Consider the following 19190-nt stretch of genomic DNA (forward strand, 5'->3'; position numbering starts at 1 on the left):
GTCGGGATCGTCGGTACGTGATGCGGTCGCGCCCCGGCTCGCGCCGTCTCCCCGAGTCGGACGGCCGAGCGCTCAGCTCTCGCCGGGTCTCAGCTCTCCGCCAGGATGTGGGAGAGCTCTGTGTCGAGGTCGAAATGGCGGTGTTCGGTACCGGGTGGCACCGCGGCGTCGGTTCGCTTCAGGAACGACTCCAGGGCCCGCGCCGGGGCTTCGAGCAGTGCCTCCCCCTCCGGGGAGCTCAGGGCGATGCAGACGACTCCCTGGCCGTGGCTGCGGGACGGCCACACCCGGACGTCGCCGGTGCCGGTGGGCCGGTGCAGACCCTCGGCGAGAAGATCGCGGGCAAACACCCATTCGACCGTCTCTTCGGCTCCGGTGTGGAAGGTGGCGTGCACGGCGTAAGGGTCGGCCGTGTCATACCGCAGGCCCGCGGGTACAGGCAGTGAGGATTCGCTCGACACAACGAGGCGCAGGTGCAGCTCGCAGCTGACCGTGGTGTTCATAAGCGCCAGGGCCTTTCGCTCAGTGTGCGCTCGGGGATTCGCACGTCGGCGAAATCGACATGCCACCTACGGTGCCGTTGTAAACCCCTCTGACCGTTTTGCGGCTCTTCTGGTAGCTCATGCGGCCCAGCTCTGGGGCGGGCGCTACCGCCGTTCCGGTGACTTCAAACGATCAGGTAAGTTGGGTCACATGAATGCGGAGAGTGACGGGCGGCGCGGGGCCGGCGAAGCGGGGTCCCGGGTCGCGACGGGGGGCGATGAGCCGAAGAAGGAGCCGGTATGGGGCTCCCGGGCGCCGCGGTTCATCAAGCGGTCGCGCCCGCTGCACCTGAGCTGGCAGGTCGGCGTGTTCATCGTCGGCCTCGGGGTCGTGGCCCTGGGCGTCATCCTGCTGCCCCTGCCCGGTCCGGGATGGCTGGTGATCTTCGCCGGAATGGCGATCTGGGCGACCGAGTTCGTCTGGGCCCAGCTGGTGCTGGCCTGGACCAAGCGCAAGGTCACCGAGGCGGCGCACCGAGCCCTGGATCCGAGGGTGCGCAGGCGCAATCTCATACTGACCACGATCGCGGTGGTGATCTGCGCCGTGGCGGTCTCGGCCTATGTGTGGAAGTTCGGCGTCGTGATGCCGTGGAAGATCGAGCAGTGAGCGGTCCGGCGTCGTAGGACTGGTCATGAGCACGGTCCGGCATGCGCTAATGTTGTGCGTGCGCCAGGGCGATTAGCTCAGTGGGAGAGCGCTTCGTTCACACCGAAGAGGTCACTGGTTCGAACCCAGTATCGCCCACCCTGGACCGAGGGCCCGGAAGGCATCTGCCTTCCGGGCCCTCGGCGTTGTCGCATGTCCGAAGGTGTCCGGGGCCAGGTGGTCGACGCGAGCCCCAAGCGCTTTCGTTGAAGCGCTTCACCTCGATCCTGAGTGATCCTGTCCGAACCGTTGACGTACGCCTCATTGGTCCCTAACTTGTCCCGGCAAGCGCTTGCCTAAAACGTTTCAAGCTAGCGGGGGCAGTCGGACGACCTGCCCCGGAGGGGCGTGTCATGGGTGCTGGGCGATGGACGGCGAGGGCGAGAGAGGTCCGGGCGGTCGCGGCCGTGGTGGCCGCGCTGGGGCTGCTGGTCACCGGCTGTGGCGGGGGAAGCGGTTCCGGGGACGGCAAGGTGACCATCCGCTACTCCTGGTGGGGCGCCAAGGACCGCGCGGAGCTGATCCAGAAGACGGTCAAGCTGTTCGAGAAGGAACATCCGAACATCAAGGTCAAGACGGACTTCTCCGAATACACCGACTTCTGGAGCAAGTTCAATACCCAGGCCGCGGGCGGAAACGCCCCGGACGTCTTCCAGAACTCCTACGCCTTCCTGCGCAAATACGGCGACAAGAACCTCCTGCTGGATCTGAACGGTCAGGCCGACGCCGGAAATCTCAGCCTGAAGGGATTCCGCGACGGACTGGAGAAGGCCGGGGATATCGACGGCAAGCTCCTCGGAGTGCCGGTCGGCGCCAATACCTTCGCCTTCTTCTACAACCCGGACGCGTTCAACAAGGCCGGGGTGACCGTCGAGGACGGATGGACCTGGGACGACTTCTTCGCGGCCGCCAAGAAGGTGCGCAAGAGCGACGGCACCCTCTACGGCGCCAGCGACAACGCCAATGTGATGTACCTCTACGACCTGTATCTGCGGCAGAACGGCAAGGCGTTCTTCACCAAGGACGACAAGCTCGGCTTCACCAAGGACGACCTCACCGAGTGGTGGGGGCGCTGGCAGCAGCACGCCAAGGCCGATGAGCTGGTGCCGGGCAAGAAGTCCGAGCAGGCAAAGCCCAAGGCGTCGATCAGCGCCGATCTGTCGGCCTCCGAGTTCACCTGGGACAACTTCCTGGTCCGCTTCGCCGCCGAGACCAAGACCACCCTCGACCTCGGGCCCATCCCGACCACGGACGGCAAGCGCACCGGCCAGTACCTCTCCTCGCTCATGCTCAGCGGCTCCGCCCGCACCCAGCACCCCAAGGAAGTCGCCCAGTTCATCGACTTCATGACCCATGACCCCGAGGTGGGCAAGATCATGGGCTACAACCGCGGCATCCCGGCGACCACCGCCCAGTACGACGCCTACAAACCCGAGGGTGTCGACGCCAAGATCGCCGCGTATGAGAAGAGCGTGCGCGCCAAGCTGGAGCCGATCACCCCGCATCCGGCCGGCGCCGATGTCGCCGAGGCCGCCTTCCTGAGGATCTACACCCAGGTCGCGCTGGGGCAGTCCTCGATGGGCAAGGCGGTCGACCAGTTCTTCAGCGAGGCCGAGTCCGCGCTCGGCTCGTGAGGAGAGCTTCCGTGACACCGACCACGACGCGTGCGGCGGACGGAGTGCGGCATCCCGGCGGGACGACCCCCGGGAAGGCCGCCCCGGGCGCCCGCCCCGCCCCGGCGGCTGGGCGGCGCCAGGGCCGCCGGGAGACCCTCGCGGGCTATCTCTTCCTGACGCCCTGGTGCATCGGGATTCTGCTGCTCACCCTCGGCCCGATGCTTGTCTCGCTCTATCTGGCGTTCACCGACTACAACCTCTTCGACTCGCCCAAGTGGATCGGGTTCAGGAACTTCCAGGACCTCTTCGCGGACGACCGCTGGTGGACCTCGGTCCAGGTCACGCTGAAGTACGTACTGATCGGCACCCCGCTGAAGCTGGCGGCGGCGCTCGCCGTGGCGCTGCTGCTGGTCAAGCCCCGTAAGGGCCAGGGTTTCTACCGCTCGGCGTTCTACGCCCCCTCGCTCATCGGGGCCAGCGTGAGCATCGGCGTCGTCTGGCGGGCGATCTTCAACGATGACGCGGTCGTCGACAAGTCGATGAGTCTCTTCGGATGGGATGTCGGCGGCTGGATCGGCGACCCGGACTGGGCGCTGCCCACCCTCATCACCCTGACCGTCTGGCAGTTCGGCGCGCCGATGGTGATCTTCCTGGCCGGGCTGAAGCAGGTGCCCGGCGAGCTGTACGAGGCCGCCGAGATGGACGGCGCCGGGCGCTGGCGGCGGTTCCGGTCCATCACCCTGCCGATGATCTCGCCGGTGCTCTTCTTCAACCTCCTGCTGGAGCTCATCCACTCGTTCCAGGTCTTCACCTCGGCGGTGGTGATCGCGGGCTCGGGCACCAACACCGGAGGACCGGGCGACTCCCTGCTGGTCTACGGCTGGTACCTCTACGAGCAGGGCTTCCGCAATCTGCGCATGGGCTACGCCGCCGCGATGGCCTGGATGCTGATGCTCGGCATCGGCCTGGTGACCGCCGTGCTGTTCAGGACCCAGCGCGGCTGGGTGCACTACGAGGAGGATGCCCGGTGAGTTCGTTTGTGGCGGTCGGGCGGCGACGGGCACGGTCCGTCGTGTGGCATGCGGGGGCGCTCGCCGTGCTGGCGGTGATCCTCTACCCCGTGGTGTGGGTGATCGGCGGCTCGTTCAAGCCCGGTGACCAGATCGTCGGCAGTCTCCAGTTGCTGCCCACCGATCCGATCACCGACAACTACCGCCGGCTCGGCGACGGCATCGCCGACGTGCCGATCTCGACCTTCTTCGCCAACTCGCTGCTGCTGGCGGTCGGTTCGGTGATCGGGGTGCTGTTCTCCTGCTCGCTGGCGGCCTACGCCTTCGCCAGGATCCGCTTCGCCGGGCGCAACGCGCTCTTCACGCTCATGATCTCCACCCTGCTGCTGCCGTTCCAGGTGCTGATCATTCCGCAGTACATCCTGTTCCAGAAGCTGGACCTGATCAACACGTATGTGCCGCTGCTGCTCGGCAAGTACCTGGCGGCGGACGCCTTCTTCGTCTTCCTCATGGTGCAGTTCATGCGCGGGCTGCCCCGGGAGCTGGACGAGGCGGCCCGGCTGGACGGCTGTGGCCATCCGCGCATCTACTGGAACATCGTGCTGCCGCTGTGCCGCCCGGCCCTGATCACCAGCGCGATCTTCACCTTCATCTGGTCCTGGAACGACTTCATCGGGCCGCTGCTCTACCTCAACGAACCGGACAAGTACACGGTCTCGATGGGCCTGAAGCTCTTCATCGACCAGGACTCCGTCGCCGACTACGGAGGCATGGTCGCCATGTCGTTGGTCGCACTGCTGCCGGTGCTGCTGTTCTTCCTGGCCTTCCAGCGCTATCTGGTCGAGGGCGCGGCGACTTCCGGGCTGAAGGGCTGAGGCCGTCATGGGAAGGGGCATGGAAGCTGCCAGGGGAGCAGCCGCCGTACGGCGCGCCGCGCACGTCCCGCCGCGCTTCGCGCTGTTCGCCGAATGTCTGCTGACCGGCGTCTGGGTGGTGCTCGCCGCCCTGCCGCTGGTCACCCTGCTGCCCGCGTTCGCCGCCGGCTGTGCGCATCTGAGCCGCCATCTGGACGGGGAGCGGTCCACCTGGCGGGACTTCCTGGCCGGGCTGCGGGAGGCGACCCGGAGCGGCTGGCGGTTCTCCCTGCTGTGGTGGGCGGCGCTCGCGCTGCTCGCCTTCGATCTGCGGGTGGCCCGCTCCGGGGCCCTGCCCGGCGGGCCCGCGCTGATCGCCGTGAGCGTGGCGGGTCTGCTCGCGGTGGTCGTCCTCGGGCTGCGGACCGCGGCCTCACGGCGGCCCGGCACCGCATGGCCGGCCGCCGCCCGTACCGCCGCACACCAGGGGCTGGCCACCGACCCCGGCGGATCGCTGCTGCTCATCGGCGGGCTCGCGGTACTCGCCGTGGCCGCCTGGCAGATGCTGCCGCTGATCGCCCCGGCCGCGGGCGCCCTCGCGGGCTGTGCGGTCGCGGTGGAGCGCCGCGCCCGCGTCTGACCCGGCATCCACCCTCTCCAGGCGCCGCCCGCCCCACCGGCGCCTCCTCCGCCGACTCATGTCATGCACCTGCCCCCGTACGAAAGGTGAAGCCGACATGCCCCCGATCCCCCGACGCAACCTCCTCAAGGCCGCCGCCGCCACCGGCACCGCCGTGCCGTTCTCCTGGCTGCTCGCCCACAACGCCCCGAAGGCCGCCGCCGACAGCCCCGCCGAGAAGGCCGCCGACGAGCCCGTGGACATCACCTGGCTGGAGGACGGCGGCCTGGGCGCGGCCGCGGGCTCCACCTTCGGCGTCCCCTGGCCCAAGGGCGCCCATCCCGGCGACCGGACGTTCGCGCTGACCACCGCCGACGGCACACCTGTGCCCGTGCAGACCTGGGCCACCGCCTACTGGCCCGACGGCTCGCTGAAGTGGACCGCGCACGCGGCGGGGGAGGGCCTCACCGGCAGCGCCTACCGGCTCACCACCGGCACGCCCGCCGCGCCCGCCAAGAAGGTCACCGTCTCCGAGAGCGGCGGCAGGATCACCGTCGACACCGGGGTCATGAGGGCCGTCATCGGTAAGGACGGCAAGCAGCTCGTACGCTCCGTCATCCGCGGCTCCACCGAGATCGCCCGCGACGGCAGGCTGGTCCTGCTCCGCCAGGGCGCCGTGGACGACGGCGACCACGGCCGCGCCGAATGGGAGCGGTTCGACGGCGAGATCGGCGGGGCGGAGGTCGAGCAGAAGGGCCCCGTCCGCGCGGTCGTCCGCATCGACGGCAAGCACCGTAAGGGCCGCCGCGCCTGGCTCCCCTTCAGCGTCCGGCTCTACTTCTACGCGGGCGCCGAGTCGTTCCGTATGGTGCACACCATCACGTTCGACGGCGACCAGACCGCCGGTCATGAGTCTGGGGACTTCATCCGGGGCCTCGGCGTCCGCTTCTCCGTGCCGATGCGCGACGCGGCGTACGACCGTCACATCCGCATCGCGGGCGAGGGCAAGGGATTCCTCACCGAGGCCGTCAAGGGCGTGACCGGGCTGCGCCGCGACCCCGGCGCCGCCGTCCGCGAGGCCCAGTTCAAGGGCGAGAAGCTGGCCGACCCCGCCACCTGGGACCAGCGGGTCACCTCCCGGCTGCACCTCATCCCCACCTGGGGCGACTACACCCTCTCCCAGCTCTCCGCCGACGGCTTCACCCTGCGCAAGCGCACCAGGCCCGGCCACGGCTGGATCGCGGCGGGCGGCGGCGGCCGGGCGAGCGGCTTCGGCTACGTCGGCGGCGTCAGCGGCGGACTCTCCTTCGGACTGCGCGACTTCTGGGAGAAGTTCCCCGCCCAGCTGGACATCCGCGGCGCCGCCGGAACCGAGGCCGAGGTCACCCTGTGGCTCTGGTCGCCCGAGGCCCAACCCATGGACCTGCGCTTCTACCACGACGGCATGGGCCAGGACACCTACCCCGAACAGCTCGAGGGCCTCGAGATCACCTACGAGGACTACGAGCCCGGCTTCGGCACCCCGTACGGCATCGCCCGCACCAGCGAACTCACCTTCTGGGCCAACGCGGCCACCCCCGACGCCGACACCCTCGTCCGGCAGGCCGCCGCCGTGCGCACCCCGCCCCAACTGGCCGCCGGACCGGCCCATCTGGCCCGCGCCAAGGTCTTCGGCGGCCTCTTCGCCCCCGTCGACCGCTCCACCCCCGCCAAGGCGAAGGTCGAGGACCGGCTGGACTTCCTCTTCGACTACCACAAGGGCCAGGTCGAACAGCGCCGTTGGTACGGTTTCTGGGACTATGGCGACATCATGCACACCTACGACGGCGACCGGCACCAGTGGCGGTACGACGTCGGCGGCTACGCCTGGGACAACTCCGAGCTCTCGCCCGACCTGTGGCTGTGGCTGGCGTATCTGCGCTCCGGCCGCTCCGACATCTTCCGCTTCGCCGAATCCATGACCCGGCACACCGGCGAGGTCGACGCGTACCACCTCGGCAAGTGGGCCGGGCTCGGCACCCGCCACGGCGTCCAGCACTTCGCCGACAGCGCCAAACAGCAGCGCATCTCCACCGCCCTGTACCGCCGCTTCTCCTACTTCCTCACGGCGGACGAGCGGATCGGCGACATCATGCACGCCCTCGTCGACTCCGACGAGACGTTCCTCGTCCTCGATCCGCAGCGCAAGGTCCGCGACGATCCCGACTACGAGCCCGATCCGCACGCCCTGGACATCGGCTTCGGCACCGACTGGAGCGGCCTCGCCGGGGCCTGGCTCACCGAATGGGAGCGGCGCGGGCCGAAGGCGAAGAAGGCCGAGGCGCGGCTGCGCTCCACCATGGAGACCATCGCGGCCCAGCCCAACGGCTTCGTCCAGGGCAGCGGGCTGTACGACCTCGACACCGGCAAGTACGCCATCGCCGACCGGCCGAAGGTCAGCGTCTCCCATCTGTCCGCGGTCTTCGGCCTGGTCGAGGTCTGCGCCGAGGTGATCGACCTGATCGACCTGCCCAAGTTCAAGGAGGCATGGCTGGACTACTGCCGCTACTTCAACGCCACCAAGGCCGAGCAGAAGGCCCGCTACGGCACCGACTTCGGCTCGCTGATCCTGGTCCAGGGCCACTCCCGGCTCGACGCCTACGCCGCCGTCCAGCTGAAGGACGACAAGCTGGCCGCCCGCGCCTGGCAGAAGTTCACCGAGCACCACGAGGGCGACGGCTATCCGGATGCCACCGTCAGCTGGAAGTCGGTGCAGGTAGAGGGCCCGGACGTGCTGGAGCCCGGCGTCGAGGCGGCCTGGGTGAGCACCAACGCCACCGCGCAGTACGGCCTGGCCGCGATCCAGAACCTCGCGCTCGTCGGTGACAAGCTGCCGGGCTAGCCAGGCACTGATGGCCGGACCAGACTGAGGGCATGGACTGGTGTCATTACCGCTTCCGCAGCCGATGGGACCTCGACGCCCCGCCCGCCGCCGTCTTCGCGGTGCTGGCGAACGGCGACGCCTATCCGCGGTGGTGGCGCCAGGTCCGTGAGGTCCGGCGGATCGACGAGCGCAGCGGGGCCGCCCGCTTCCGCTCCCTCGTCCCGTACGACCTGCGGCTGATCGTCAGCGAGGCGCGCCAGGACCCGGCGGACGGCGTGCTGGAGATCGGCTTCGCGGGCGATCTGGAGGGATGGGCGCGCTGGACGGTGCTGCCCGAGGGGACCGGCACCCGCGCCCTCTTCGAACAGGAGGTGGTGGCCCGCAAGCCGCTGCTGCGCCGTCTCGCGCTCATCGGGCGTCCCGTCTTCCGGGCCAACCACACCCTGATGATGCGCGCGGGGCTGCGGGGGCTGCGGGCGCACCTCGCCGCGCGGACAGCGGGTCCGGCCGGGGCGCCGCCCGGTCCGGCCGCCGGGCCCTCCGGCGGAAATGCGGTTTGAACCAAACCCGCCGCGACCTGTATTGTTCAGGTCGTTCCGCCGGGGAGATCCCGAAGGGAACAACCCGGGCGATTAGCTCAGTGGGAGAGCGCTTCGTTCACACCGAAGAGGTCACTGGTTCGAACCCAGTATCGCCCACCACCCCAGGAGGCCGGGCCGCCAGCAGGCGGCCCGGCCTCCTGTTTGTGTGCTTGTACGGCCGGGAGCGGGGTATCCGGATAAAACTTCCGTGGGTGACGATGTGGAGGGGAACTCATGGCCGTCGCGACCGCAGCCGTCCTGTCCTTGGACTGTGCCGAACCCGAAGAGCTCGCCGAGTTCTACGCCCGGGTGCTCGGCGCCGAGATCCAGCCGCTGACCACCCCCGACCGGGTCGAGATCGTCGCACCCGGCGGGTCGCGGATGGCCTTTCTGCGGGACCACGGCTTCGCCCCGCCGAGCTGGCCCCGGCCGGACGACTCCCAGCAGGCCCATCTGGACCTGCTGGTGGAGGACATCGACGCCGCGGAGCGTCAGGTCGTCGACCTGGGCGCGCGACCGCTGGACACCAAGAACAACGGTGGCCTGCGCGACATACGGCTCTACTCCGATCCGGCCGGCCACCCCTTCTCGCTCCGCCGGGTCTGAGCGTTCAGGCGCACGGCGCCCGGCCCGAGCGTTCAGGCGCACCCGGGCCTGAGCGCCAGGCGCACCGCGCCCGGCCCGAGCGTTCAGGCCGCGGCCGGCAGGTCCGGCCGCAGCGGCCACGCCGGATCGCAGACCTCGTCCGAGCCGTTGAGCGCGAACCACGCCTGTAGCCCCCGGGCCTGCGCCGCGTACCAGACCGTCTGGCGCGCGTGCAGCTCGGCGGGGGTCAGCGTCTCCAGACGGGAGGCGAACCGGCGGCCCACCGCCCGTACGACATGCAGTGCGGCCGCCGCGTCCGCCGCCGCGTCATGCGCGCCGGTCAGCTCCACGCCGTAGTGCGCACACAGATCGATCAGGGTGCGGCGGCCCTTGCGATAGCGGTCCAGATGCTTGTCCAGCACCCGCGGATCCAGAACGGTCATGGAGCGCAGCGAGAGATAGCCCGCCAGGCTGGAGTTGCGATGCCGCTTCAACTCCCGGTCCAGCAGGGTCAGATCGAACGGCGCGTTCATGATCACCACCGGGGTGCCCCGCGTGACCTGCTCCGCTATCGCCCGTGCCACCTCGTCCACCACCGGCGCCGGCCATCTGCCGTGCCGCTGGAGATGAGCGTCGGTCAGACCGTGTATCTCGGTGGCGGCCGGTGGCACCGGCACGCCCGGACTCACCAGCCAGCGCCGGACCTCCGGCAGGCTTCCGGTCCCGCGCTGCACCACCAGGGCCGCCGATACGATCCGGTCATGCTCGACATCGACACCAGTGGTCTCCGTGTCAAAGGCGGCGAGCGGCCCTTCGAACCAGGACGGCATGGCCTCAACTCCTCGTGCATTTCCCCTCGATGACATCTGATCCCGCCCCGACCAGGTGATACCCGGAGGGAGGACCGCGAACCGCCGCTGTTTGCCGAGGTCCTGACGCGGAGACAACACAGGTGTACGAAGCCGGCGACGACCGGAAGGCGTCACGGACATGACGCTCGCAACACCCGACCCGGCCCCGACGGCGAGCGGCCTTGCCCTGAGCGGATCACCTCCCGTGCGTGGCCAAATCGCCACCACCGCCTGTATGGAGACCCTTCAGGTGGGCTATCTGCACGCGGTGGCCGCCGCCGCGGGCTGCTCACTGGCCCAGCCCTTCCCCGACCACGGCATCGACTGGCATGTCAGCCACAGCGCGCCCGGCCACGCCGTTGACGACGAGGTCACCATCAAGGTGCAGCTCAAGGCCACGTACCAGATCGCGCCCGACCCGCCGGGGCCGACCTTCGCCTTCACGCTCGACAACGACCACCTGGTCAAGCTGGCCCGCAGCCCGGTCTCCGTGCACAAGATCCTCGTGGTGATGATCGTGCCGCGCGGGCAGGAGGACTGGCTGCGAGCCGGGCATGACCGCCTGTCCCTGCGCCACTGCTGCTACTGGATCAATCTGGCCGGTCACGCGGTCACGGGCCGCCGCCGGACCACCGTGCGGATCCCGACCTCGCGGATCTTCGACGACCGCGCGCTCTGCGAGATCATGACCCGGGTCGGGGCGGGAGGGAGACCGTGATGGACGGACCATGGCCCCAGGACGACCAGGCACCCCTGTCGGTCCCGCGCCCCGACGAGGTGGATCCGGCCGTCCTCGGCGCCCTGCTCGCCCGGCACGGCTGGCGCCGCCGTGGCGGCGCCCCGGGGGCCTATGCCCGCTGGACCCCGCCGGGCCGGCTCGCGGGCGGCACCAGCCTGCTGGTGCCCGAGAGCCGGGACTTCCCCGACAGCGGCGATCTGCTCGGCGAGGCCCTGATGGCGCTCAGCCGCAGCGCCGCGCCCTCCGCCCGCGAGGTGCTCACCGGCCTCGCCGTGCCCAGCGACGAGATCCGCTGGCGGCGCGAGGTGCCCGAATCCCCCGGCTCCACCTCCGCCTGGACCGCGCAGGAGCGGCTGCGCGCCGCCGCCCGGGACACCCTGCTGGCCGGGGCGCTCGCCGCCCGCGGCCGCGCGGGGTACTACGGCGCCCGGCACCGCCGCGCCGCCGAGGCGTCCCTGGAGCGGGTGCTGACCGGGCCCCCGGGCGCCGGGTCCGGCGGCCGTGAGCTGACCGTCTTCGTGCCCGTCCAGGAGGACGGCCGCGCCATCGCCGTCACCCTGCTGCGCGCGCTGTACGCCCTCCGGGACGCCGCCGACTACCACCGGACGACCGGCGGGATGGAGGCGTATGACGCGGCGGTCGCGGCGGGGGCCAGCCGGGAGCTGACCGAGGCGGTGATCGCCCTGGTGCAGGGCACGGAGGGGGCGCGGGTGGCGCTGGAGTGGTCACCGGCCGCCGGTCCGCCGCCGGGGTTCGCCGCCCGGCCCGATCCGGTGGAGTTCTCGCCCGGCGACCTCCCGGGGCTGAGGGAGGCGGGCGCCCGCTATGTCCGGGGTGAGCCGTCCGTTCCGGTGTGCCTCACCGGTGCGGTGGTGCGGCTGCGCCGCACCGGCCCCGGCGGCCCCGGGACGGTGCGGCTGCGGGTGCTCTCCGGGGCGGAGGTCGCGCAGGTGCGGATCACCCTGGACGAGGAGGACTACCGCATCGCCGGCCATGCCCATCTGGTGGGGTTGCCGATCCGGGTGCGGGGGCGGCTGGAGAGCCGCGGCGGTTTCCGGCGGCTCAGCGGGGCCGGTGGCGTCACCCCGGTCCAGGTGGACGAGGCCGAGCGGGACCGGCTGGTCAAGTCGCTCCAGGAGAACCTGGACTTCTTCGAGGAGGCGTGCGGCGGCGGCCCCTGACCGCCGCCGGGCTCGTCATGGCGTCCGGCGGGCGTCACCCCGCGCGGTGACGGCGTCCACAACCGTTTCGCGGTCCCGCCCGTCGGCTCGGTACGATTCACGCTGCGCGGCATACGCCGCGGGGAGCCATCCATCAGTCAGGAGAGACCGGTGTCAGACGTCCGTGTGATCATCCAACGCGATTCCGAGCGGGAAGAACGCGTGGTGGCCACGGGCACTACGACGGCGGACCTCTTCACCGGCGACCGCTCGATCGTCGCCGTGCGCGTGGGCGGGCAGCTCAAGGACCTGGCGTACCAGCCGGCCGAGGGCGACGAGATCGAGCCGGTGGAGATCACCAGCCAGGACGGTCTGGACATCCTGCGCCACTCCACCGCGCATGTGATGGCCCAGGCGGTGCAGGAGCTGTTCCCGGACGCGAAGCTGGGCATCGGCCCGCCGATCAAGGACGGCTTCTACTACGACTTCGACGTCGAGACCCCGTTCCACCCGGACGATCTCAAGCGCATCGAGAAGAAGATGCAGGAGATCCAGAAGCGGGGGCAGCGGTTCTCCCGCCGCGCGGTCACCGACGAGGAGGCGCGCGAGGAGCTGTCCGCCGAGCCGTACAAGCTGGAGCTGATCGGGCTCAAGGGGTCGGCGGCGGACGCCGCGGAGGGCGCGTCCGCCGAGGTCGGCGCGGGCGAGCTGACCATCTACGACAACCTCGACGCCAAGACCGGCGAGCTGTGCTGGAAGGACCTCTGCCGCGGTCCGCACCTGCCGACCACGCGGAACATCCCGGCCTTCAAGCTGATGCGCAGCGCCGCCGCGTACTGGCGGGGCAGCGAGAAGAACCCCCAGCTCCAGCGGATCTACGGCACCGCCTGGCCGACCAAGGACGAGCTGAAGGCGTACCTGGACTTCCTCGCCGAGGCCGAGAAGCGCGACCACCGCAAGCTGGGCGCGGAGCTGGACCTGTTCTCCTTCCCCGACGAGCTGGGCTCGGGCCTCGCGGTCTTCCACCCCAAGGGCGGCGTGATCCGCAAGGAGATGGAGCAGTACTCGCGGAAGCGGCACGAGGAGGCGGGGTACGAGTTCGTCAACACCCCCCACATCACCAAGGCCAAGCTCTTCGAGACCTCCGGCCATCTGCCGCACTACATGGACGGCATGTTCCCGCCCATGGAGTTCGAGGGCCAGGACTACTACCTCAAGGCCATGAACTGCCCGATGCACAACCTGGTCTTCCGGGCGCGCGGGCGGTCCTACCGCGAGCTGCCGCTGCGGCTCTTCGAGTTCGGCACGGTCTACCGGTACGAGAAGTCCGGCGTCGTCCACGGCCTGACCCGGGCCCGGGGGTTCACCCAGGACGACTCGCACATCTACTGCACCAAGGAGCAGATGGCCGATGAGCTGGACAACCTGCTCACCTTCGTGCTGGACCTGCTCCGCGACTACGGCCTGAGCGACTTCTATCTGGAGCTGTCCACCCGGGACGACTCCGACAAGTTCATGGGCAGCGACGACCAGTGGGAAGAGGCCACGGAGGAGCTGCGCAAGGCCGCCGAGAAGCAGGGCCTGGAGCTGGTCATGGACCCGGGCGGCGCGGCCTTCTACGGCCCCAAGATCTCGGTCCAGGCCCGGGACGCGATCGGCCGCACCTGGCAGATGTCGACCATCCAGGTCGACTTCAACCAGCCGGCCCGGTTCGAGCTGGAGTACACCGCGGCGGACGGCTCCCGACAGCAGCCCGTCATGATCCACCGGGCGCTCTTCGGCTCGATCGAGCGCTTCTTCGCGGTCCTGCTGGAGCACTACGCGGGCGCCTTCCCGGTGTGGCTCGCCCCGGTCCAGGCGGTCGGCATCCCGATCGGCGACACCCATGTGCCGTATCTGGAGGAGTTCGCCGCGCAGGCCAAGGCGAAGGGCCTGCGGATGGAGGTGGACTCGTCCTCGGACCGGATGCAGAAGAAGATCAGGAACGCCCAGAAGTCCAAGATCCCGTTCATGGTGATCGCCGGTGACGAGGACGTCGCGAACGGCGCGGTGAGCTTCCGCTACCGCGACGGCTCGCAGAAGAACGGCATCCCGATCGACCAGGCGCTGGCCGAGATCGCCGACGCCGTGCAGCGCCGGATCCAGGTCTGATCCAAGAGCGGTCTCCACGGAGGCCGGGATTCCGAGGGGCGGCCCTGGCCAGGGCCGCCCCTCGGCTCTTCCTCACCCCTGCGGGGCGAATATGCTGGCCCGCATGACGAGTGAGCCGGAACAGCAGATCGGAGTGGGGACGCCTGACGCGTTCCAGCGCCTGTGGACGCCCCATCGGATGGCCTACATCCAGGGGGAGAACAAGCCGACCGGCCCTGGCGCGGGCGACGGCTGTCCGTTCTGCTCCATTCCGGAGAAGTCCGACGAGGACGGCTTGATCATCGCTCGCGGCGAGTCCGTGTACGCCGTGCTCAACCTGTACCCGTACACCGGCGGTCATCTCATGGTCGTCCCGTTCCGGCACATCGCCGACTACACCGAGCTCACCGCCGAGGAGACGGTGGAGCTCGCGGAGTACACCAAGGCCGCGATGACCGCGCTGCGTACCGCCTCGGGTGCGCACGGTTTCAACATCGGCATGAACCAGGGGACCGTGGCGGGCGCCGGGATCGCGGCGCATCTGCATCAGCATGTGGTGCCGCGCTGGGGCGGGGACACCAACTTCATGCCGGTGATCGGCAGGACCAAGGTGCTGCCGCAACTCCTCGCCGACACCCGCCGGTTGCTCGCCGACGCCTGGCCCCGGCCGGGGGTCTGAGCCGCCGCTCATGGGTCGGGCCCTGGTCACATGGCCAGGGCCCGACCCATTCGCGTTCGCCTTGCGCGTCGTGCCCTTACGCGTCGTACAGATCGGCCTTCTTCGGGGCGGCGTCCTGGACCTGGCCGCTGAGCGTCAGCGAGCGGTTGCCGAAGCGCTCGGTGTCCACGCCGTGGTGCTTGAGCACGCCGATGGCCGCCTCATGGACGACCCGCAGCACCGGCGTGGCGGTGCGCAGCGCGTCATCCGCCATGAAGCGGTGCCGCCAGGGCTTGTCCGCCCAGGCGTGGCGCAGACCGAACGGCTCGGGCAGCACCAGCTTGCCGCCGAGGTGGTCCAGAATCGGCGGGTACCAGGTGAAGGGGGCGCGCGCGGTCAGCCGCACGACCTCCTTCGCGTTCACCAGCGGCAGCGGGATGGACTTGGTCTCCCAGAACCGGAAGGTCTTGGCGACCGTCTTGGAGGGTGCCGAGGGCTTGCTGGTGAACAGCGGGTGCACCGGCCCGAGCGCATGCCCGGTGACCTCGATCCGCAGCGTCTTGTGCAGCAGGGTCACCGTGATCATCAGGGTGATCACCAACTGGCCGTCCCAGAGCACGAACTGCACGCCCAGGTAGTGCCGGTCACCGGCGCCGAACTGCTGCTGGTCGCAGATCCGCTGGAGGTCGACGCCCTTTATCTGGAAGCCCTCCTCCTCGGAGGTGCCGCCGCGCTCGACCGCCTTGGCCCCCTCGCCGATCGGCGACACCACCCAGTGGCGCACGGAGGGGGTGGGGAAGCCGCCGGTGTGCAGCGGGGTGCGCTCCAGCATGCGCAGCTGGTCGTGGATCGCCCGTATGACGTCCCAGCTGCGGAAGGGGTCGATCTCCTTGTCGGGATCGGCCGAGACCAGGTCCTCGGCCAGCTGCCAGCTGCCCCAGCGGGTGCCCATGCCCAATATGCCCTTGGGACCGGCGTAGAAGACCACATTGCTGTACTGCTCGGCGGTGAGCTTGTGGAGCGCCTTGCGGAGCTCCTCGGCGGAGGTCTGGCCCGGGTGGTTGGGCACCGTCTCGGGCACCTTGGCGCCGACGCCGCCGCCCCCGAGCAGCCCGCCCCAGGAGTCCCGCAGGTCCTTGGCGGTCCGCTCGCAGATCTGCTTGGCGATGTACCAGCCGATGATCGGGGCGACCACGACGCCCCGGAGATAGATCCCCCAGAAGCCCCCGAAGGGCAGCTTGATCAGGAAGATGACGACCATCACGCCGAGCGCCACCAGCAGCGCCGTGCCGAGCGCGCCCATCCGCTTGTCCTGGGCCCCGGCGACCGAGCGGCGCAGCTGGAAGGCGCCGAGCCACAGCAGCGTCCCGGGCAGGAACAGCAGCCCGAAGATCACCATGACGGCGGTGAGCCGGGCGTCACGGGTCTTGCGTATGCGGTTGGCGGCCAGACAGTGCTCGACGACCGTCTGGGGCTCTATGCCGAAGGACTGGATCACCTGGCCCCGGCCGCCGCCGAGCATTCTCGTCTGGACGGCGCGCGCGAACGCCTCGCCCAGATTCGGCTCGAAGAGCGAGATCCTCGGCTTCTTGACCTCCGAGACCGTCCACTCCGAATTGGCGTCGAGCAACTTTGCCACGGGGTCGTCGCGGTAGGCGGCCGACGCGAGTGCCTGCGTCGCCGCCGTCTGTCCCGCCGCTCCCGACAGGGGAACCTGCGCCCCGGGACTGAAGTCGAATCCGTCCGTCACCAACGCCCCCAATACGGCACGCTCTTGCGCTGCGACCTCAGCGTATCCGGGGTGTGCACCGCCTGTCGCCAGGGCGTGTGCGGCCTGTGGAAAACCCTCGTGGAGCAGACCGCCCGCGGAACCGCCGGTGGGCGGCCGACGGCGAAGGCCCGCCCACCTCGGAGCGGTTGGGGCGGGCGGGCCGTGACATACGCCACGGTCGGGCCCGGACATGGCCGTGCGCTACGCCATGGACGGGCCCTGAACTACGCCTCCGCGGCGACCTGTTCGCGCATCCGCTCGGCCAGCTGGTGGGGCATTGGCTCGTGCCGGGCGTAGGAGCGGCTGAACCGTCCCGTGCCATGCGAAAGCGATCGCAGATCGACCGCGTACCGACCGATCTCGATCTCCGGCACATCCGCCTTGATCAAGGTCTGTCCCCCGCCGGACTGTTCGGTGCCGACGACCCGGCCGCGCCGGCCGGACAGATCGCTCATGACGGCGCCGACGTAGTCGTCCGAGACCAGCACGCCCACCTCGACCACCGGTTCCAGCAGGTCGATCCGGGCGTCGGCGGCCGCCTCGCGCAGCGCGAGCGCGCCCGCCGTCTGGAAGGCGGCGTCGGAGGAGTCCACCGAGTGGGCCTTGCCGTCCAGCAGCGTGACCCGCACATCGACCAGGGGATACCCGGCGGCGACCCCGCGCGCGGCCTGGCCGCGCACGCCCTTCTCGACGGACGGGATGAACTGCCGGGGCACCGCGCCGCCCACGACCTTGTCCACGAACTCGATGCCCGAGCCCTCGGGCAGCGGCTCCACCTCGATCTCGCAGATCGCGTACTGGCCGTGCCCGCCGGACTGCTTGACATGGCGGCCGCGCCCGGCCGACTTCGCCCCGAAGGTCTCGCGCAGCGAGACCTTGTACGGCACCGCGTCCACCTGGACGCCGTACCGGCTGCGCAGTCGCTCCAGCGCGACGTCCATATGCGCCTCGCCCAGGCACCACAGCACCACCTGATGGGTGTCCGGATTCTGCTCCAGGCGCATCGTCGGGTCCTCGGCGACCAGCCGGGACAGGCCCAGCGACAGCTTGTCCTCGTCCGGTTTGCTGTGCGCCTGGATGGCCACCGGCAGCAGCGGATCGGGCATCTGCCAGGGCTCCATCAGCAGCGGCTGGTCCTTGGACGAGAGGGTGTCCCCGGTCTCGGCGCGGGTCAGCTTGGCCACGCACGCCAGATCGCCCGCGATGGCCTGGGGGAGGGTGCGCTGCTGCTTGCCGAAGGGCGCGGACAGGGCGCCGACCCGCTCGTCCACGTCGTGGTCCTCGTGACCGCGGTCCTCCAGACCGTGTCCGGACACATGGACGGTCTCGTCGGGGCGGAGGGTGCCGGAGAAGACCCGCACCAGGGAGATCCGGCCGACATACGGATCGGAGGAGGTCTTGACCACCTCGGCGGCCAGCGGACCGTCCGGATCGCAGCTCAGCGGCGGGCGCGAGGCGCCCTGCGGAGTGGTGACGGCGGGTGTCTCGCGCTCCAGCGGGGACGGGAAGCCACCGGTCACCAGGTCCAGCAGTTCGACGCTGCCCAGGCCCTGCTTCGACCCCGGCGCGGCGGGCGCCGCCGCCAGGACGGGGTGGAAGCTGCCGCGTGCGACGGCCTTCTCCAGATCCTCGATCAGCGTCTTGACGTCGATCTCCTCACCGCCGAGATAGCGGTCCATGAGGGTCTCGTCCTCGCTCTCGGCGATGATCCCCTCGATGAGCCGGCCGCGGGCCTCCTCGACCAGCGGCAGCTGGTCCTCCTGGGGCGGTGATTCGGTACGCGTACCCGAGGAGTAGTCGAAGACCCGCTGGGTGAGCAGCCCGATGAGCCCGGTCACGGGGGCGTGCCCGTCCGGCCCCGGCTCACCGCGCAGCGGCAGGTACAGCGGCAGTACGGCGTCGGGGTCGTCGCCGCCGAAGCTGTCCCGGCACAGCTCGGTCATCTCCTCGAAGCTGGCGCGGGCGGCCTCGAGGTGGGTGATCACGATCGCGCGCGGCATCCCGACCGCGGCGCACTCGTCCCAGATCATGCGGGTGGCCCCGGTGATCCCCAGGGCGTCCTGGGCGGCCGAGACAACGAAAAGGGCCGCGTCCGCCGCTCGCAGACCGGCCCTGAGTTCCCCGACGAAATCGGCATAGCCCGGGGTGTCCAGGAGATTGATCTTCATCCCGCCCCATTCGACGGGGACCAGCGACAGCTGGATCGAACGCTGCTGCCGGTGCTCGATATCGTCGTAGTCCGAGAGACAGCCGCCGTCCTCGACCCTGCCCGCTCGGTTGACCGCGCCCGTCGCCAGCGCGAGGGCCTCCACCAGCGTCGTCTTTCCGGTCCCACTGTGGCCGACCAGAACCACATTCCGCAGGGAGCTGGGCCGGTCGGCCGCCACTGCCCTTCCGGCGGCCCCTGGGTGTGTACTCGTCTTGTCGCCCATGTGTCTCGCCTCCCGGTCGACACCTTGCGATACTTCGAGCTTTCCACCCCTGTAACGGTGCGTCCATACGTCACACATGCGGCCGTACCGCGCACGGGGTCGCGTAGCCGTCCGACAGGTGCACGGCGCCCCT

The 19190-nt window shown here is 70.1% G+C and carries 16 protein-coding genes and 2 tRNA genes; 14 read left to right on the plus strand and 4 right to left on the minus strand.

The genetic code is table 11. From position 1 onward, the window contains the following. Positions 1-89: 89 nt before the first annotated feature. Positions 90-503, minus strand: coding sequence for an SsgA family sporulation/cell division regulator (locus ABD329_RS29095; RefSeq protein ID WP_003959770.1), 414 nt, complete (start codon positions 501-503; stop codon positions 90-92). A 190-nt stretch (positions 504-693) separates the two neighbouring features. Here ABD329_RS29095 and ABD329_RS29100 point away from each other — a divergent pair, with 190 nt between their 5' ends. From ABD329_RS29100 to ABD329_RS29145, 10 genes are all read left to right on the plus strand, one after another. Beyond that, positions 694-1149, plus strand: coding sequence for a TIGR02611 family protein (locus ABD329_RS29100; RefSeq protein WP_198277530.1), 456 nt, complete (start codon positions 694-696; stop codon positions 1147-1149). Positions 1150-1215: 66 nt separating this feature from the next. Next, positions 1216-1287 (plus strand) — tRNA-Val (locus tag ABD329_RS29105). A gap of 254 nt (positions 1288-1541) precedes the next feature. Next, complete coding sequence (locus ABD329_RS29110; protein ID WP_198277531.1) at positions 1542-2822, plus strand: ABC transporter substrate-binding protein; 1281 nt, start codon at positions 1542-1544, stop codon at positions 2820-2822. A gap of 11 nt (positions 2823-2833) precedes the next feature. Further along, on the plus strand, positions 2834-3835 hold the full coding sequence (locus tag ABD329_RS29115) for a carbohydrate ABC transporter permease (protein WP_198277532.1): 1002 nt from the start codon (positions 2834-2836) through the stop codon (positions 3833-3835). Then, a complete protein-coding gene (locus tag ABD329_RS29120) occupies positions 3832-4689 on the plus strand; it encodes a carbohydrate ABC transporter permease (RefSeq protein ID WP_198277533.1) in 858 nt (285 codons plus the stop codon). Before ABD329_RS29115 ends, ABD329_RS29120 begins: the two co-directional genes overlap by 4 nt. A gap of 19 nt (positions 4690-4708) precedes the next feature. Next, positions 4709-5308, plus strand: a complete 600-nt coding sequence (locus ABD329_RS29125) for a hypothetical protein (RefSeq protein WP_344317137.1) — start codon at positions 4709-4711, stop codon at positions 5306-5308. A 97-nt stretch (positions 5309-5405) separates the two neighbouring features. Continuing rightward, entirely contained in the window at positions 5406-8168 is a 2763-nt protein-coding gene (locus tag ABD329_RS29130) for an exo-rhamnogalacturonan lyase family protein (protein ID WP_198277088.1), read from the plus strand. Between the two features lie 32 nt (positions 8169-8200). After that, positions 8201-8710 (plus strand): SRPBCC family protein, encoded by a 510-nt coding sequence (locus ABD329_RS29135; RefSeq protein WP_198277087.1) that lies wholly within the window; start codon positions 8201-8203, stop codon positions 8708-8710. Between the two features lie 66 nt (positions 8711-8776). Then, positions 8777-8851: transfer RNA gene (locus tag ABD329_RS29140), tRNA-Val, on the plus strand. Positions 8852-8965: 114 nt separating this feature from the next. Beyond that, on the plus strand, positions 8966-9337 hold the full coding sequence (locus tag ABD329_RS29145; RefSeq protein ID WP_198277086.1) for a VOC family protein: 372 nt from the start codon (positions 8966-8968) through the stop codon (positions 9335-9337). An 83-nt stretch (positions 9338-9420) separates the two neighbouring features. Here the strand turns inward: ABD329_RS29145 and ABD329_RS29150 are convergent, their stop codons facing one another. After that, positions 9421-10146: a 3'-5' exonuclease gene (locus ABD329_RS29150; RefSeq protein WP_198277085.1), complete on the minus strand. Its 726-nt coding sequence runs from the start codon at positions 10144-10146 to the stop codon at positions 9421-9423. A gap of 256 nt (positions 10147-10402) precedes the next feature. Between ABD329_RS29150 and ABD329_RS29155 the strand changes: the two genes are divergently transcribed. The 4 genes from ABD329_RS29155 to ABD329_RS29170 all read left to right on the plus strand — a co-directional run bounded on the left by ABD329_RS29155 (position 10403) and on the right by ABD329_RS29170 (position 14875). Beyond that, on the plus strand, positions 10403-10885 hold the full coding sequence (locus tag ABD329_RS29155) for a DUF4365 domain-containing protein (protein ID WP_243146464.1): 483 nt from the start codon (positions 10403-10405) through the stop codon (positions 10883-10885). Continuing rightward, the gene (locus ABD329_RS29160; RefSeq protein ID WP_198277084.1) at positions 10885-12087 is read left to right on the plus strand and encodes a hypothetical protein; all 1203 of its coding nucleotides are present in this window, start codon (positions 10885-10887) and stop codon (positions 12085-12087) included. Before ABD329_RS29155 ends, ABD329_RS29160 begins: the two co-directional genes overlap by 1 nt. A 150-nt stretch (positions 12088-12237) precedes the next feature. Beyond that, a complete protein-coding gene (gene thrS / locus ABD329_RS29165; protein ID WP_198277083.1) occupies positions 12238-14217 on the plus strand; it encodes a threonine--tRNA ligase in 1980 nt (659 codons plus the stop codon). Positions 14218-14308: 91 nt separating this feature from the next. Next, positions 14309-14875 carry an HIT family protein gene (locus tag ABD329_RS29170; RefSeq protein WP_198277082.1) on the plus strand — a complete coding sequence of 189 codons (567 nt, stop codon included), beginning with the start codon at positions 14309-14311 and terminating at the stop codon, positions 14873-14875. A gap of 76 nt (positions 14876-14951) precedes the next feature. On the opposite strand, the gene ABD329_RS29175 is transcribed toward ABD329_RS29170, so the two are convergent. Further along, positions 14952-16604, minus strand: a complete 1653-nt coding sequence (locus tag ABD329_RS29175; RefSeq protein ID WP_198277081.1) for a hypothetical protein — start codon at positions 16602-16604, stop codon at positions 14952-14954. 245 nt (positions 16605-16849) lie between these two features. Beyond that, the gene (locus ABD329_RS29180) at positions 16850-19057 is read right to left on the minus strand and encodes an elongation factor G-like protein EF-G2 (protein WP_198277080.1); all 2208 of its coding nucleotides are present in this window, start codon (positions 19055-19057) and stop codon (positions 16850-16852) included. Between the last annotated feature and the right edge of the window lie 133 nt (positions 19058-19190).

This window comes from Streptomyces javensis (genome assembly GCF_039525925.1).
Classification (GTDB): Bacteria; Actinomycetota; Actinomycetes; order Streptomycetales; family Streptomycetaceae; genus Streptomyces; species Streptomyces asiaticus.

Coding starts and splice junctions, on each gene's coding strand:
- ABD329_RS29095 (WP_003959770.1), bottom strand. CDS start 503: ATGAACACCACGGTCAGCTGCGAGCTGCACCTGCGCCTCGTTGTGTCG.
- ABD329_RS29100 (WP_198277530.1), top strand. CDS start 694: ATGAATGCGGAGAGTGACGGGCGGCGCGGGGCCGGCGAAGCGGGGTCC.
- ABD329_RS29110 (WP_198277531.1), top strand. CDS start 1,542: ATGGGTGCTGGGCGATGGACGGCGAGGGCGAGAGAGGTCCGGGCGGTC.
- ABD329_RS29125 (WP_344317137.1), top strand. CDS start 4,709: ATGGAAGCTGCCAGGGGAGCAGCCGCCGTACGGCGCGCCGCGCACGTC.
- ABD329_RS29130 (WP_198277088.1), top strand. CDS start 5,406: ATGCCCCCGATCCCCCGACGCAACCTCCTCAAGGCCGCCGCCGCCACC.
- ABD329_RS29135 (WP_198277087.1), top strand. CDS start 8,201: ATGGACTGGTGTCATTACCGCTTCCGCAGCCGATGGGACCTCGACGCC.
- ABD329_RS29145 (WP_198277086.1), top strand. CDS start 8,966: ATGGCCGTCGCGACCGCAGCCGTCCTGTCCTTGGACTGTGCCGAACCC.
- ABD329_RS29150 (WP_198277085.1), bottom strand. CDS start 10,146: ATGCCGTCCTGGTTCGAAGGGCCGCTCGCCGCCTTTGACACGGAGACC.
- ABD329_RS29155 (WP_243146464.1), top strand. CDS start 10,403: ATGGAGACCCTTCAGGTGGGCTATCTGCACGCGGTGGCCGCCGCCGCG.
- ABD329_RS29160 (WP_198277084.1), top strand. CDS start 10,885: ATGGACGGACCATGGCCCCAGGACGACCAGGCACCCCTGTCGGTCCCG.
- ABD329_RS29170 (WP_198277082.1), top strand. CDS start 14,309: ATGCTGGCCCGCATGACGAGTGAGCCGGAACAGCAGATCGGAGTGGGG.
- ABD329_RS29180 (WP_198277080.1), bottom strand. CDS start 19,057: ATGGGCGACAAGACGAGTACACACCCAGGGGCCGCCGGAAGGGCAGTG.